12 protein-coding genes are annotated in these 15,006 nt (G+C 64.5%); 6 read left to right on the top strand and 6 right to left on the bottom strand.

Features of this window, described 5'->3' with window-relative positions:
- Window positions 1–64: 64 nt before the first annotated feature.
- The 6 genes from NCG91_RS13035 to NCG91_RS13010 form a co-directional block, all read right to left on the bottom strand.
- Entirely contained in the window at window positions 65–2,527 is a 2,463-nt protein-coding gene (locus tag NCG91_RS13035; RefSeq protein WP_251349989.1) for a TonB-dependent receptor, read from the bottom strand.
- Between the two features lie 107 nt (window positions 2,528–2,634).
- Window positions 2,635–3,675 (bottom strand): ABC transporter ATP-binding protein, encoded by a 1,041-nt coding sequence (locus NCG91_RS13030; protein ID WP_251349988.1) that lies wholly within the window; start codon window positions 3,673–3,675, stop codon window positions 2,635–2,637.
- Between the two features lies 1 nt (window position 3,676).
- Window positions 3,677–5,050 carry a GH1 family beta-glucosidase gene (locus NCG91_RS13025; RefSeq protein ID WP_251349987.1) on the bottom strand — a complete coding sequence of 458 codons (1,374 nt, stop codon included), beginning with the start codon at window positions 5,048–5,050 and terminating at the stop codon, window positions 3,677–3,679.
- A 27-nt stretch (window positions 5,051–5,077) separates the two neighbouring features.
- A complete protein-coding gene (locus NCG91_RS13020; protein ID WP_070289586.1) occupies window positions 5,078–5,896 on the bottom strand; it encodes a carbohydrate ABC transporter permease in 819 nt (272 codons plus the stop codon).
- Window positions 5,893–6,882, bottom strand: coding sequence for a carbohydrate ABC transporter permease (locus tag NCG91_RS13015; protein WP_251349986.1), 990 nt, complete (start codon window positions 6,880–6,882; stop codon window positions 5,893–5,895). The genes NCG91_RS13020 and NCG91_RS13015 overlap by 4 nt, the downstream gene beginning before the upstream one ends.
- A gap of 7 nt (window positions 6,883–6,889) precedes the next feature.
- Window positions 6,890–8,179, bottom strand: coding sequence for an ABC transporter substrate-binding protein (locus NCG91_RS13010; protein ID WP_251349985.1), 1,290 nt, complete (start codon window positions 8,177–8,179; stop codon window positions 6,890–6,892).
- Between NCG91_RS13010 and NCG91_RS13005 the strand changes: the two genes are divergently transcribed.
- The 6 genes from NCG91_RS13005 (at window position 8,170) to kdoO (ending at window position 14,980) form a co-directional block, all read left to right on the top strand.
- Complete coding sequence (locus NCG91_RS13005) at window positions 8,170–8,493, top strand: hypothetical protein (protein ID WP_251349984.1); 324 nt, start codon at window positions 8,170–8,172, stop codon at window positions 8,491–8,493. The genes NCG91_RS13010 and NCG91_RS13005 overlap by 10 nt on opposite strands.
- A 144-nt stretch (window positions 8,494–8,637) precedes the next feature.
- Window positions 8,638–9,657 carry a LacI family DNA-binding transcriptional regulator gene (locus NCG91_RS13000; protein WP_251349983.1) on the top strand — a complete coding sequence of 340 codons (1,020 nt, stop codon included), beginning with the start codon at window positions 8,638–8,640 and terminating at the stop codon, window positions 9,655–9,657.
- A gap of 212 nt (window positions 9,658–9,869) precedes the next feature.
- Window positions 9,870–10,448: a superoxide dismutase gene (locus NCG91_RS12995; protein WP_099665109.1), complete on the top strand. Its 579-nt coding sequence runs from the start codon at window positions 9,870–9,872 to the stop codon at window positions 10,446–10,448.
- Window positions 10,449–10,566: 118 nt separating this feature from the next.
- The gene (locus NCG91_RS12990) at window positions 10,567–13,539 is read left to right on the top strand and encodes a sensor histidine kinase (RefSeq protein WP_251349982.1); all 2,973 of its coding nucleotides are present in this window, start codon (window positions 10,567–10,569) and stop codon (window positions 13,537–13,539) included.
- A gap of 115 nt (window positions 13,540–13,654) precedes the next feature.
- On the top strand, window positions 13,655–14,026 hold the full coding sequence (locus NCG91_RS12985) for a lysozyme inhibitor LprI family protein (RefSeq protein ID WP_251349981.1): 372 nt from the start codon (window positions 13,655–13,657) through the stop codon (window positions 14,024–14,026).
- Between the two features lie 78 nt (window positions 14,027–14,104).
- A complete protein-coding gene (gene kdoO, locus NCG91_RS12980; RefSeq protein WP_251349980.1) occupies window positions 14,105–14,980 on the top strand; it encodes a Kdo hydroxylase KdoO in 876 nt (291 codons plus the stop codon).
- Window positions 14,981–15,006: the final 26 nt, after the last annotated feature.

The raw sequence follows: 15,006 nt of genomic DNA, 5'->3' as shown, positions 1-15,006 counted from the left end.
CCCCGGCCCAACACCTTCCCTACTGAGTGGACTGCTACTGCGACTGCTCTTTCCCCCTACGCCATCAGAACTTCATCGACACGCGCGCGCCAAAGGTGCGCGGCGCGTTGTAGAAGGCGCCGTAGATCTGCTGCGTGGGCTGGCATGGCATGCCCACGTCCGTGCAGATTTCATTGACGTCCAGCTTGACGGCCTTGTCGGTGGCATTCTGCACGAACGCTTCCACCGTATAAGCCTTGTTCGCCGGCTGGAAGCGCAGACTCAGATCCAGCGTCGTATACGCTTCCTGGCGCTTGACACCGGCATGGCCCGGCACGTCGCCGTTGAACGCGCCCGCGCCCACATATGACATGGTTTCATAATGCACCGAGGCGCGCGGCGTGAGCTGGCCGCCGGCGACATTGAAATCATGCTCGTACTGGACGGTCGTGGAAAACTTCGGCGCATGCTTCATGGTGCTGCCGCCCACGCTCACCAATGGCGCCGTCGAACCGCAGGACTGGCCATTCGCGCGCGCCGCATCGACGTCGCACGACATGAAGTCGTCATACACGGCCTTCAGCCAGGTGGCGTTGCCCGTCAGGCGGTCGACCTTTGTTGGCCGCCAGACCCATTCCGCTTCCAGGCCCTTGACGGTGGCGCCGGCCGCATTGAAGTTGGCCAGCACGCTGTTGACCACCTGCGACTCGAGCTTGTCCTTGTACTTCATCAGGAAGGCGTCAAGATTCAGGGTCAGTTCGCGGTTCAGCAAGTCCGACTTGAAGCCGATTTCATAGCTGGTCAGCTTTTCCGGCTTGGTGGTGGCGCCGCCGTCGCCGATGGCCGGCGAGTGGAAGCCCGTCGTCACGGAGCCGAACAGCAAAATATCCGGGCGCAGCTTGTACTCGATGCGGCCCAGCCAGGTGGCCTGGCCATACTTCAGGTCGGCCGTATTGTCGCCCGGCGTATTGCCGCAGCTGGCGGCCGTGATGGCGCCGCCGGGGCCGATATTGTGCGTGTTGGCCAGGCCCGTGCCGGGCGTGACCAGTTGGCGCAACTGGTCGGCAGTGAGCACGGTGGTGCCCAGCGGCGTATTCGCGGGCCAGTTCGGGCAAGCCCAGTTCTTGCCGCCGATATCGAATTTATGGTCTTTCGTATAGCGCGCGCCGGCCGTCAGCTTGATCTGGTCCGTCACCTGCTGGCTGACCTGGCCGAATACGGCTTTTGACTTCAACTGGCGGTCGCCCTGGATGAAGGACATGGCCGAGGCATACTGGCCCACGGTGGGCTGCACGAAGATCACGGCGCCGTTGGCGATATCCTGCTGCACGGCCGCCTGCGAAATCTGGCTGCGGTCGATATCGAAGCGCACCTTGTTCTTTTCATTGAACAGGAACAGGCCCGCCACCCACTGGAACGGCGCATCGTCGTCCGAGCGCGCCTGCAGCTCGTGCGAATAGCTGTCGAACTGCGCCCAGTCGGTACGGTTTTCCGACTTGAAGCCGGGGAACAGCCCCGCATCGGAATCATTGCTGTTCTGGCGCTTGTAGCGGCTCCAGCTGCCCAGGTAAGTGAAGTCGAGCGCATCGGTCGGCTTGTAATTGAGCTTGCCCTTGTAGGTCAGGATCGACTGGTCCAGGGTGCCCGGCGTGTCGATCAGGGCCGAGCGCAGCTTCTCGCCCGCTTTCGGTTCGGCCGCCAGGTAGACATTGCCGGCGCCCTGGTCGAGGAAGTAGTCGGCGATGAACGTGCCGCGCAACTGCGGCGTGAACTTCCACAGCAGGGAGGCGCGCACGCCCATCTGGTCGCCGGCGCCATACTTGGCCGTGCCCGGCATGACGTTCGAGCCGCGGCGGAAGTCCACCGTGCCGTCATGGCTATCCTTGATGGCGGCGATGCGCAGCGCCACGTCGTCCGAAAACGGGATATTGATCATGCCCTGCGTCTGCAGATGGCGCTTGTCGCCCACGGTGATGCCGGCCGAGCCCATGAACTTGGCCGTGCTCGGCGCAGCCGACACGAGATTGACGGCGCCGGCCGTCGAATTGCGGCCGTTCAGGGTGCCCTGCGGTCCGCGCGCCACCTCCACGTGGCTCAAGTCATACATCAGCGCCGTGGCGCCCTGCGGACGCGGCGAATACACGCCGTCGACATAGAAGGCGACGGCCGGGTCGCCCAGCTCCGTGTGGTTGGCCGAGCCGACGCCGCGCATGTAGACGTGCACGCCGCCGGAATCGCCATGCTGCTCGACGACGAGACTGGGCACCATGGTGGCCAGCGACGCCAGGTCCTTGACCTGGTTGTTTTGCAGGGTGTCCTGGTTGAAGGCGGTGACGGCCAGCGGCGTCTCCTGCACGAAGGTATTGCGGCGCGTGGCCGTGACGACGATGCGGTCCATCTGCTCGGCGGCCGGTTTTGCCGCATCGGTGGCTGCCGCAGTGCTGGCCGCTTCCTGTGCCATGGCGGCGCCGCTGCCCAGCAAGATGAACTGGGCGAAGGTCGCATGCGCCAGACTGAGGGCGATGGTATTGCGTTTGAGTTGTTGCATTGTTGTTGTCTCCTGTACCGCTGGTTGAATGATGATCACATAGCTCTTTGGCTACTGCTGCACATTTTTTGGGTGTCAATCTGAAGTCATGTCGCCTCCGTGCGGGGTCAATGGGTAGCCACGGCGCGCCCGGCCGTGTCGAATAGAAAGGCATGGCCTTCTTCCGGCGCGAAGCCGATGGCGCTGCCCTGTGCCAGCGCGTGGCGCGCCTCGCCATGCAGCTTGATGGCCACCGCATGGGGGCTGGCGTCCAGCGTGGCGTGGATGATTTGCGCATCGCCCAGCTGCTCGATCAGGGTGACCGTGGCGCCGTAGCCTTCATTGCGCGGCACCAGCCGCAGGTGTTCGGGGCGTACGCCGACCAGCATGCCCACCTCGCCACCGAGCTGGCTGGCCAGCGCGGGAACGGCGGCGCACGGCAAAAAGTTCATGCGCAGGGCGCCGATGAAGCCGGCGACGAACTGGCTGGCCGGATGGCGGTACAGCTCCAGGGGCGCACCCACCTGCTCCAGGTGGCCGCCGTGGAAGACGGCGACCCTGTCGCCGAGGGTCATGGCTTCGACCTGGTCGTGCGTGACGTAGATCATCGTGGTGCCCAGTTCCTGGTGCAGCTTGGCCAGTTCGATGCGCGTCTGCACGCGCAGCGAGGCATCGAGATTGGACAGCGGCTCGTCGAACAGGAACACCTTGGGCTGGCGCACGATGGAGCGGCCGATGGCCACGCGCTGGCGCTCGCCGCCGGACAAGGCCTTGGGTTTGCGGTCGAGCAGATGCGTAATCTGCAAAATCTCGGCCACCTTGCCGACCGCCGCGCGCACCTCGGCTTCCCCCTTGCCCGCCAATTTGAGGGCAAAGCCCATGTTGTCGCGCGCCGTCATGTGCGGATACAAGGCGTAGCTCTGGAAGACCATGGCGATGCCCCGCTCTGCCGGTGCCACGTCATTGGCCAGCAAGTCGCCGATGCGCAGCTGGCCCGCGCTGATGTCTTCCAGTCCCGCGATCATGCGCAATAGGGTCGACTTGCCGCAGCCGGACGGTCCGACGAAGACCATGAATTCGCCGTCGTGGATATCGAGGTCCAGGCCCTTGACGATTTCCGGGCCGTCGCCGTAGGTCTTGCGGATGCCGCGCAGGGAGATGGCCGCCATGTCAGTGCTCCCCTGCCAGGGCCGGTGCGTCGGCATGCGCGGCGCGCTGCGCGGCGATGAAGTCGCGGTACCACAGGGCGCTGTCCTTGAAGCTGCGCTGCTGCGTGGCGTAATCGACGTACAGCATGCCGAAGCGCTTGGCGTAGCCCGAATTCCACTCGAAGTTGTCCATCAGGCTCCAGTAGAAATAGCCGCGCACGTCGATGCCCTGCGCGATCACGGCGCGCAAAGCGTCCAGGTGCAGCCGCACGTATTCGATGCGCGCCTCGTCGTGGATCTTGCCGCCGACGGGCTTGTCGGCGACGGCCATGCCGTTTTCCGTGATGTAGACGGGCGGCAGACGGTATTCGCGGTGCAGGCCCACGAGCAGCTCCGTCAAGCCTTGCGGATAGGTTTCCCAGCCCATGTCGTTGACGCCAAGCTTGCATTCGGGCTTGCGCGGCGGCGTCTCGGCGCTCATGAAAGCGCGCGTGTAGTAGTTCACGCCAAGGAAATCGATAGGCTGCTTGATATCTATGAAATCGTTTTCAAAGATGGATAAAGCGGAAGCGTCGGCGTGTTTCAGGGCCAGGGCCGGGTAGCGGCCCTTGAAGATGGCGTCCATATACCACTGCACCGAGCGCGCATATTCGAGTTCGGCCAGCTCGCGGTCCTGGGCGCTGTCGGTGGCCGGCGTGGCCGTCCACTGATTGAGCACGATGCCCAGTTTCGCGGGCGGATTGACGGCGCGCATGGCTTGCATGGCCAGGCCGTGCGACAGCAGCAGATGGTGCGACACTTGCACGGCGGCGGCCGGGTCGGCCATGCCGGGCGCGAACTGGCCCGTGCCGTGGCCCAGCACGGCCGTGCACCACGGTTCGTTGTGGGTGGCGATGCTGGCGACCTTGTGGCCGAAGCGGCGCGCCACCTCGGCCGCATAGGCGGCGAAGTGGTAGCAGGTGGCGCGATTGAGCCAGCCGCCCTCGTCCTGCAAGGCTTGCGGCAAGTCCCAGTGGTACAGGGTCAGGTGAGCGTCGAGGCCCTTGGCGGCCAGGGCGTCGAGCAGGCGCGCATAGAAGGCAAAGCCGGCCTCGTTCCAGGCGCCGGAACCCGTGGGCTGCACGCGCGACCAGGACATGGAAAAGCGGTAGGCGTTCACGCCCAGGTTGGCGATCAGCTCCACGTCCTCGGCATAGCGGTGATAGTGGTCGCAGGCCACGTCGCCATTGCTGCCGTCGATGATCTTGCCATCCGTATGGCTGAAGGTATCCCAGATGGATGGGCCGCGGCCATCGATGGTGGCGGCGCCCTCGATCTGGTAGGCGCTGGTGGCCACGCCCCAGGTGAAAGTGGCGGGAAAGTTGATATCAATGTCGTCGTTATGCATGGTGGTCATGTCAGTGTGAGTGGATTAAAGAGAGTGCTAGCCTTTGACGGCGCCTTGCGTGAGGCCCTCGATCAGGCGCTTCGAGGCGACAAAGAACATCAGCAGCAGCGGCAGCACGGCAATGGCGGCGCCCGTCATCAGCGCGCCCCACTCCGTGTTGTTCGGCGCCTGCATGCTGCGCAGGGCCAGCGGGATCGTATAGTTCTCGACCGAGCGCATGACGACCAGCGGCGTGATGAAATTGTTCCACGAGTTGATGAAGGTGATCAGGCCCAGGGTGCCCATGGCGGGACCGATCAGCGGCAGCACGACGCGCCAGTAGATGGCGAATTCGCCGCAGCCGTCGATGCGCGCCGCCTCGATCAGGTCCTTCGGAATCGCCGTGCCGATGTACTGGCGCATGAGGAAAATCCCCAGCGCGCCGGCCGCTCCCGGCACGTACAGGGCGCGCGGCTGGTCCAGCCATCCGAGGAAATCCATCAGCATGAAGGTGGGGATCATGTTCATGAAGGACGGGATGATCATCGACGCCATCACCAGCGTAAACAGGGGCCGCTTGAAGCGGAATTCGTACATGGCGAAGGCATAGCCGCCCAGCGAGCAAAAGAACAGGGTCAGGATGGTGGTCATCAGGGCCACGTACAGGCTGATGCCGATATTGCGCCAGAATGGCAGGCGCTCCTGCAGCAGTTCCAGGTTGTTGAGCAAGGCCGTACCGAACCAGCGTGGCGGCGGCAGGCTGTAGATCTCGGCGCTCGTGTGCGTGGCGAAGACGAACATGAAGTAGAACGGCGCGACCATGATCAGGGCGCCGATGGCCACCATGGCGTAGGCCGTCCAGCGGGTGGTTTTCATCGGACCTCCTTGCGTTCATTGCGGCTGAAGATGCGGTTGTTGACCCAGGTGGTGCTGGCGATGATGAGGAACAGCAGCCAGGAAATGGCCGACGCCGTGCCGAAGTCGCCCGAGGAAAACGCCGTCTTGTAGACGAAGATGGCAGTCGTCATCACGGACTGGCTCACGCCGCTCGATTCGGCCACCAGCACGAACGGTTCCTCGAACAGCTGTAAATTTCCCATGATGGTCAAGGTGACGGCCAGGTAGATCATGGGGCGCAGCTGCGGCAGGGTGATGTACCAGAATTGCTGGCGTTTCGAGGCGCCGTCGATGGTGGCCGCTTCATACAAATCCTTCGGAATCACCTGCAGCGCGGACAGGTACAGCACCAGGTTCCAGCCCAGGTAGCGCCAGAAAATGACGAAGGCGACGGCCGGCTTGATGAACAGCGAGCTGCCCAGCCAGTCGATCGACTCCGCAGGGAACAGGCCACCGACCAGCGGCAGGCTGGCGCACCATTCGATCAATACATTGATCTGCCCATAGTCGCGCGAAAACAGGGTGTTGAACACCATGGCGATGGCCACGCTGGAGGTGATGAACGGTAAAAAGTAAATGCCGATCACCAGGTTGCGCGAGCGCTTGAAGCTGTTGTGGATGAAGGCCGCCAGCGGAATGGCCACCAGGTGCTGCGGCACGCCCGAAGCCAGCGCCAGCCAGACCGTATTGCCCAGCGAGCGCAAGAACCACGGGTCGCTCAAGGCGTACTTGTAGTTGTCCAGGCCCACCCACTGCATGGCTTCCACACCGCTGGCCGCTTCCCACTGGTTGAACGACAAATAGATGGAAAACAGCAGCGGAAACAGGCTGAAGACGGCGAACAGGATGAAGAAGGGGCTGATGAAAATGTACGGCGCCCACTTCTTCATGTTGAAGCGTTTCCTGGCGGGCCGCGCTGCAGCAGCAGCGGGCGCGCCCTCGGTACAAGGCATGGAGGTAGTCATGCTGCTCCTAGCGCCGCGCGCGGTGGGTGATCAGGGCCTTGGCGTCGGCCAGCGCCGTCTTGATATCCTTGTTTTGCGCCAGCACGCTTTCCAGCTCCATGTTGACGATGTCGCGCGCCACGGCGTCGAACTTGTCGACGCGGATGACGGGAATCTTCGCCGCCGTGTCGCGCGCCAGCAAGCGCGTCTTCTGGCCGCCGAAGTACGGCTGCGGCTCGTCCATCATGGGGTCCGCATAGGCGGCCTTCAGGGCGGGAAACGCGCCGATTTCCTTCAGCGAGTGCAGCTGGATATCCTTGTTGACGGTCATGAACTTGATGAATTCCCAGGCCTGGGTTTTATTCGCCGCCCTTTTCGGGATGCCGTAGAAGGAGCCGCCGTACGACGCCAGCGCGCCGGCCGGCAAGTTCGCCGCGCGCCACTGGCCTTTCGAATCGGGCGCCAGCCACTTGGCCAGGTGGCCGCTGAGCCATGAACCCATCATCTGGCTGGCCACCTTGTCGCGTTTGAAGCCTTCGGCCCACTCGCCCGTCCAGGCCACGGTGCGCGCATCGATGCCGGCCACCCGCGCCGCCTTGGCCAGTTCGAACGCCTTGACGAAGCGGGGCGAGTCGACCAGCACCTGGCCCTTGTCGCCAAAATAAATGCCCTCGCCATCCTTCAGGTTGGCGCGGATGACGATGTCGGCCAGGTCGCTGGCGCCGGCCAGCAGGTAGGTGCCGGTGGCGGCCTTGAGCTTCTTGCCGGCGGCGATGTAGGATTCCCACGATTGCGTCAGGTCGGCTTCCTTGATGCCCGCCTTGTCCATCAGGTCCTTGCGGTAGAACAAGGTGCCCGGTCCCAGGTCGGCCGGCATGGCGCCCAGGGTGCCGCGCGAACTGGTGGCCTGCACGAAGGTGAACGGCACGAACTGGGCGCGGTACTGCCCTGCCCCGTACGGCGGCTGCAAGAGGTCTTCCATGCCCTTCGATTCGGCGAAGCTGCCGACATAGCGGAAGTCGATGGCCATCACGTCGGGCAGGCGCGCACCGGCCGCCAGCGCCGTCGTCATCGAGTTATGGTGGTCGTCGATCTGCAGGCTGACCAGCTTGACCTTCACTTGCGGATACAGTTTTTCCCACAGGGGCAAGGCCGTCTTGACGGCGCGGTCCAGGTCGGGGAACGAGGCGACGGTAATCGTGGCCGGGGCCAGCGTCGGCAGGGCTGCAGCCGGCGGAGCGGCTGCGGGCGCGGCGGCCACATTGGCGACCAGGGTCAGCGCTGCCAGCGGGGCGGCGCCAAGAATGCTTGACTTCATTATTTCATCTCCGTTTATTGAGCGTCTTCTATCTTGAAAACGTTTTCACAACATGTGTCCATTTAACACCGCAAAGAAAATCAAGTCAACCGAAAAAGTTGTCATTTTTATTGAAGGCAGCATGGCAAGCGGGGCACCGTGCCGCGTTCTCTCCTATGAAAAAGCGCAAAAATTCGTCATTTGAGCTGCCGTTGTTTTTTGTGAAAACGTTTTCAGAAGTAGGTCGGATTAGCGGGGCCGCCGAGGTGCGCGAGCGCGTCATCCGACGCATTGCTGGCGGCAAAGGCATGTTTCCGAGGCATTGCTGGCCTTGATGTGCCGGCTTACGCCCTGCGGGCTAAGCCGACCTACGCCGACCTGCACCGACCTGCGGTTGCTCTTGGCCATTTATGGTAATCTTCCGATGAAAAGGTTTTCAGAGCACTGAGAACCAGCCATCTTGATACCCAGGAATCACCTTGAACGATAGCGCACACGCTGCTCCCCCTTCCACCCTGCTCGACGTGGCACGCCAGGCTGGCGTGTCGCCCAGCACCGTCTCGCGCATCCTGAATGGCACGGCCAGGGTCTCCGACGACAAGCGCGACGCCGTGCTGGCCGCGATCGCGCACATGAAATTCGCGCCCAACCAGATGGCACAGGGGCTGAAGAAGGGCCGCTCGATGACCATCGGCATCGTGGTGCAGGACATTTCCAGCCCCTTCTTCGACGAAAGCCTGCGCGGCGTGGACGATGGCTTGAAGGACACGGGCTATGCCTCCGTCATCGTCAGCGGGCACTGGAATGCGCAGGAAGAGGCGGATCGCATCCGCCTGCTGCTGGCAAGAAAGGTTGACGGCATCATCTTGCTGTCGGGGCGCATCTCGGACGAGAGCGTGCTTGATTTCTCGCAGCAGCGGCCCATCGTCTCGACGGGCCGCCTGCTGGCCACGAAAAGCGCCATCGGCTTCAAGCTCGACAACGAATACGGCGCCTACCTGGCCGTGCGCCACCTGGTGGAACTGGGCCACCGCCGCATCGCCTTCGTGGCCGGCCCCGCCAACAACACGGATGCGGCCGAGCGCCTGACGGGCTACCAGCGCGCACTGCGCGAAGCGGACATCGCCATTGACCCGAAGCTGATGGTGGAAGGTGATTTCCACGAGGCAAGCGGGATGCTGGCCATGAACCATTTGTTCGATACGCAGCAGCAGTTCAGCGCCGTCTTCGCCGCCAATGACCTGTCCGCCTACGGCGTGCGCCTGTGCCTGTACCGCAAGGGCATCCGCGTGCCCGACGATATCTCGCTCGTCGGCTTCGATGACTTGCCCGGCTCGTCCTACACGACGCCGCCGCTGACCACCATCCATCAGCCCCTGTACGACATCGGCCGCATCGCCACCGAAGCGCTGCTGGGGCTGATCAATGGCGAAGCCGTGCAGGCGACCATTCCGCCGTTGGAACTGATCGTCAGGGAAACCACCCGACGCATCCGCTGAGGCTTGCGGCTGGGAACTTTTCCGCCCGATTCAGGCTGAACGAGAATCACTACGCAAACGGCATCCGCGACGCGTGCCGGAATCTGCAGCAATGGCGCATCCGCTTTACAATAGTGGCTCGTTCAGCAAGAATGCCTGCTTCAAGCAAGCTTGGCTCAACCCTCCGGCCGCAGGCTGGAAGACTCCGAACACTCACCACAAAGGGACATCACATGGAACATACTCTGCCACCACTGCCGTATGAAATGGACGCTCTGGCGCCGCATATTTCGAAAGAAACCCTGGAATACCACTATGCCAAGCATCACCAGGCGTATGTCACCAACTTGAACAACCTGATCAAGGGTACCGAGTTCGAGAACCTGTCGCTGGAAGACATCATCAAGAAATCGTCGGGCGGCATCTTCAACAATGCAGCGCAAGTATGGAACCACACCTTCTACTGGAACGGCATGAAGCCGGCCGGCGGCGGCGCGCCTGCGGGTGCCGTGGCTGACGCGATCAACGCCAAATGGTCGTCGTTCGACAAGTTCAAGGAAGAATTCACCAAGTCGTGCGTGGGCAACTTCGGTTCGGGCTGGACCTGGCTGGTGCAAAAAGCCGACGGCTCCGTCGACATCGTCAACACCTCGAACGCCGGCTGCCCGCTGACCACCGGCGACAAGCCGCTGCTGACCTGCGACGTGTGGGAACACGCCTACTATATCGACTACCGCAACCTGCGCGCCAAGTACGTGGAAACGTTCTGGGGCCTGGTCAACTGGGACTTCGTTGCCAAGAACTTCGCGTAAGCAGTTCCTGTCAACGTAAGGAGAAAAAGCCTGCGCCGCCCCGCGCGGGCTTTTTTTTGCCTGCTGAAAGGCGAGGCGCTGCGCTACAATCAGCATCTTCCCACCCCACCCTGCCACGATGTCCGTTCGCCTGCTGCGCCGCCTGTCGATTTTGCCCCTGCTGGCGCTGCACCTGCATGCGTGCGCGGCCTCCCCCTCTCCCCTGCTGTCCGACTACACGCATAATGCCTGGGGCGCCCTGCAAGGCGCGCCCGTCGACGTACTGAAATTCGCCCAGGGCCAGGATGGCTGGCTGTGGATCGCCACGGCCACCGGCTTGTATCGCTACGATGGCGTGCGCTTCGACCGCGTCGACAGCGTGTACGGCTACCGTCTGCCGTCGAGCAATGTGCTGGGCCTGGCCACGCCGCCGGATGGCGCCGTGTGGGTCGGCTACCGCTTGGGCGGCGTCACCGTCTTTCGCCAGGGTGGCGCGCGCACCTATGGCGAAGCCGATGGCTTGCCCACGGGCGCCGTATTTCACATCGAGGCAGCGCCCGACGGCAGCATCTGGGTCGGCACGCGCGATGGCGCGGCGCGCCTGGCGCCGGGCGCGGACCGTTTCGAAGCGCAAGCCGCCAACGTGAGCCTGCCCGACAAGCGCGTGTATCAGATCCTGTTCGGGCGCGATGGCACGCAGTGGATGGGGACCATGCATGGCGTGTTCTTCCGCAAGCCGGGCCAGACGCGCTTTTCCCATGCCTGGCCGCGCACCATGCTCACCAGTATGGATGAAGCACCCGATGGCGCCATCTGGGCCGTCGACAACCAGAGCAATTACTACCGCGTGCGCACCAGCGCGCCGCACGGCGATGCGCCCATCCGTCCCGACGCCACGGGCAACGGCATCCGCTTCGACCGCGCCGGCACCATGTGGCTGATGCAGCCCGATGGCCTTGAGCGCAAGTTCGACCCTTCCGGCCCCAGCCTGCCGGCCCAGCGCCTGACGCGCCAGAACGGCATCAGCGGCCCGCTGCCGCAATCGTCGTTCCAGGACCGCGAAGGCAATCTGTGGTTCGGCACGTCGACGGGCCTGGACCGGCTGCGGCCGAACCGCCTGCAGACCCTGCCCGTCGCCGTGCCCTTCGACCATCCCGGCATGCTGCCAGGCCCCGATGGCGACGTGTGGATCGGCGACTATGTGGGCGACGTGCGCAGCTTTACCGCCGACGGGGTGAAAAAGGTGGAGTTGAAAGGAGCGCTGGCGGCCAGCCACTGGGCGCCCGACGGCACGCTGTGGCTGGGGAACGAGCAGGAACTGCACCACCGCGCGCGCAATGGCGCCATGACGCGCGTGGTGCCGCCCGTACTGGGACTCGATCCGCAGGCGCTGCAGCAAGACCGCTCCGGCGCCCTGTGGGCCTCGTTTTCCGGCGGCGGCCTGTTTCGCCTGAGCGAAGGGAAATGGATCGCCAATGGCGGCCTGTCCGGCCTGCCGGCGGTGCTGACCACGGCCATGGCGATCGATGGCGCCGGCACCGTCTGGCTCGGCCATGCCGACAATACAATCAGCCTGGTGGCCGATGGCCAGCGCGCGGGCGCCGTCAGGCGGCTCGGCGCGCCCGACGGCCTGCAGGTGGGCACTGTGCTGCAGCTGTACCGCGATGGCGACATGATGTGGGCCGGCGGCGAAAACGGCGTGGCCCTGTACCGCGCCGGACGCTTCCAGATGCTGCGCGGCGCGCGCGGCGCAGCGTTTCGCGGCGTGTCGGGCATCGTGCGCCTGCCGGACGGCGACCTGTGGCTGCATGGCGCGGACGGCATCGAGCATATCGCCGCCGCCAGCCTGGCCGCGTGGATGCGCGACGGCAGCGCCGTCGTCTCGGAACGCTTCGACGCGCTCGACGGCTTGCAGGGCCATGCCTCGCAGCTGCGCCCCGTGCCGTCGCTGATCCATGCGCCCGATGGCAAGCTGTGGTTCTCCACCTCGGCCACCATCGCCATGCTCGACCCGCTGCATATCCGCCGCAATCGCCTGCCGCCGCCCGTGCAAATCCACAGCTTGCTGGCCGATGGCGTGCGTTACACGCTGGACGACGGCAAGCCGCTGCACCTGCCGCAGGGCAGCCGGAACCTGCAGATCGGCTTCACGGCCCTGAGCCTGTCGATGCCGGAACGCGTGCGCCTGCGCTACCGGCTGGCGGGCGTGGACGCCGGCTGGCAGGAGGCGGTGGGTCGCCGCGAAGCGTACTACACCAACCTGGCGCCCGGCAGCTACCGCTTCGACGTCACGGCCGCCAACGAAGACGGCGTGTGGAACACGCAGGGGACAGGGCTCGACATCGTCATCGCGCCCGCCTTCGTGCAAACGCCGTGGTTCGCGCTGCTGCTGGCGCTGGGCGCCGCGCTGCTGCTGTATGGCGGCTATGTGCTGCGCATCCGCCACCTGACGCGCAATATGCAGGAACGGCTGCAGGAACGCTTGCAGGAGCGCCTGGCCGAACGCTCGCGCATCGCCCGTTCGCTGCACGACACCCTGCTGCAAAGCGTGCAGGGCCTGATCCTGTCGTTCCATGCGCATGCGGACATGCTGCCCAAGGGCACGCGCGAACGGGCGCGCCTCGATGGCACGCTCAACCTGGCCGACCAGTTGCTGATCGAAGGCCGCGACCAGATCATGGACTTGCGCGCCTCGGCCGAACCCGACGAACTGCGGCTGGCGCTGCAGCAATTCGGCAAAGGCCTGGCCGAACACCGCGCGCACGCCTTCACGGTGCATGTCAGCGGCATCTGCCGGCGCCTGCAACCGCGCGTGCATGACGAAATCTACGCCATCGCGCGCGAAGCGCTGTTCAACGCCTCGCGCTATGCCGAGGCGGCAAACATCGTGCTGGAACTCGACTATGCGGAGCAGGCCTTCACCCTGCGCGTGCGCGACGACGGCTGCGGCCTCGATGACGCCGTGGCGCAAACGGGCCAGCGGCCCGGCCACTGGGGCCTGGTCGGCATGCGCGAGCGCGCCGCCGCCATCGATGCCAGCCTGCGTATCGACAGCCGCCCCGGCGCCGGCACGCAGATCGAAGTGAGCGTGCCGGGCCGCCTGGCCTATTGACGGCACGGCGCCGGCGGACGGCAAGCGTCTGCGGCCTCGATGAAAAATGTTGTACGATACGCAAGAGCGCTGCCTGGCTCGCCTATCCCGCCACACCACTTCCTGAAAGCACTCCATGAAAAAATGCCTGCTCGCCCTGCTGCTCTGCGCCTCCGGTTCCGCCTTCGCCAACTCGGCCTGCGACACGCCGCGCAACGACTTCGACGGCCTGTATTGCCTCAACAAGGTGTACCAGGAAGCGGACAAGGAACTCAACGCCAACTACAAGAAACTGAGCTCCCAGCTCGATGCCGGCGGCAAGCAAAAGCTGAAAACGGGCCAGCTGGCGTGGATCAGCGCACGCAACCAGAATTGCTCGAAACGCGAATCGTCGGGCTTCTATGTGAACCTCGATTGCGCCACCCAGACCACCATCGAACGCGCGCAATTCCTGCAGGACCGCGTGCGCGAATGCGTGAGCGCCGGCTGCCAGAACAGCAAACTGTGAGCTGAAGCTGCGCCAGCGCAAACGCGAGCGGGCGGTAATCACCCATACTGGCCACTCGGAGGTCTTTCCGTTTATGCCATGAGCAAACTCATCGATATTTCCCTGGATCAATGGGACGCCAGCGGCAGCGCCACGCAGCAGGCGGCGGCGCTGCAAGCCCTCGAAGACGGGCAAGTACTGCTGCTGCCCCGCCTGGGATTCTCGCTGCACCCGGAAGAGCATGGGCTGCTGAACGGCGCGGCGGGTAACGCCAGCGGCGCCAAGAACATCAGCTGGGAACCGGTACGCGGCGTGCGCGGCCAGGGCGACGCCTGCGATGCGGCCCTGCTGGCGGCGCTGATGCAGCGCTACGCACGCCAGACGCGCAGCCTGCTGGCCGGCTTGCTGCCCAGCTACCAGGCGCATCTGCAGCAAGGCAAGGGCAGCTTTCGCCCCGTGGAAATCGCCGGCAGGGTAACGTCCTGGCGCAAGGACGATACGCGCCTGCATATCGACAGTTTCCCCTCCTCGCCCACGCAGGGCCGGCGCATCCTGCGCGTCTTCACCAACATCCACCCGCGCGACGCGCCCCGCGTGTGGAAACTGGGCCCGCCCTTCGAGCAGGTGGCGCAGCATTTTTTACCCGTCGCGCAGCGTCCGCAACCCGTGCTGGCGGCCCTGCTGCAGTGGCTGCACGTCACCAAGTCGCGGCGCACAGCCTACGATCACTACATGCTGCAGCTGCACGACGCCATGAAGGCCGACCTGGCCTACCAGGCGCAGGTGGAACAGCACACGCATGCCTTCGCGCCGGGCCAGACGTGGATCATCTTCAGCGACGCCGTATCGCACGCGGCCCTGCGGGGACAGCATGCGCTGGAGCAAACCTGGCTGCTGCCCGTGCGCGCCATGGCCGCCCCCGACAAGTCGCCGCTGGCCATCCTCGAGCGCCAGTTGCAACGCCCGCTGGCCTAGCCTGGCCAGGCACTACGCCCCGGCAA

This window comes from Janthinobacterium kumbetense (assembly GCF_023703445.1).
GTDB classification, from domain to species: Bacteria; Pseudomonadota; Gammaproteobacteria; order Burkholderiales; family Burkholderiaceae_D; genus Janthinobacterium; species Janthinobacterium kumbetense.
Note: the sequence above shows the minus strand (reverse complement) of the source record. Positions and strands in the feature narration are given on the sequence as shown.

Bases quoted from the DNA above. Each gene is read 5' to 3' on its own strand.
- NCG91_RS13035 (WP_251349989.1), bottom strand. From the start codon at position 2,527: ATGCAACAACTCAAACGCAATACCATCGCCCTCAGTCTGGCGCATGCG.
- NCG91_RS13030 (WP_251349988.1), bottom strand. From the start codon at position 3,675: ATGGCGGCCATCTCCCTGCGCGGCATCCGCAAGACCTACGGCGACGGC.
- NCG91_RS13025 (WP_251349987.1), bottom strand. From the start codon at position 5,050: ATGACCACCATGCATAACGACGACATTGATATCAACTTTCCCGCCACT.
- NCG91_RS13020 (WP_070289586.1), bottom strand. From the start codon at position 5,896: ATGAAAACCACCCGCTGGACGGCCTACGCCATGGTGGCCATCGGCGCC.
- NCG91_RS13015 (WP_251349986.1), bottom strand. From the start codon at position 6,882: ATGACTACCTCCATGCCTTGTACCGAGGGCGCGCCCGCTGCTGCTGCA.
- NCG91_RS13010 (WP_251349985.1), bottom strand. From the start codon at position 8,179: ATGAAGTCAAGCATTCTTGGCGCCGCCCCGCTGGCAGCGCTGACCCTG.
- NCG91_RS12995 (WP_099665109.1), top strand. From the start codon at position 9,870: ATGGAACATACTCTGCCACCACTGCCGTATGAAATGGACGCTCTGGCG.
- NCG91_RS12990 (WP_251349982.1), top strand. From the start codon at position 10,567: ATGTCCGTTCGCCTGCTGCGCCGCCTGTCGATTTTGCCCCTGCTGGCG.
- NCG91_RS12985 (WP_251349981.1), top strand. From the start codon at position 13,655: ATGAAAAAATGCCTGCTCGCCCTGCTGCTCTGCGCCTCCGGTTCCGCC.
- kdoO (WP_251349980.1), top strand. From the start codon at position 14,105: ATGAGCAAACTCATCGATATTTCCCTGGATCAATGGGACGCCAGCGGC.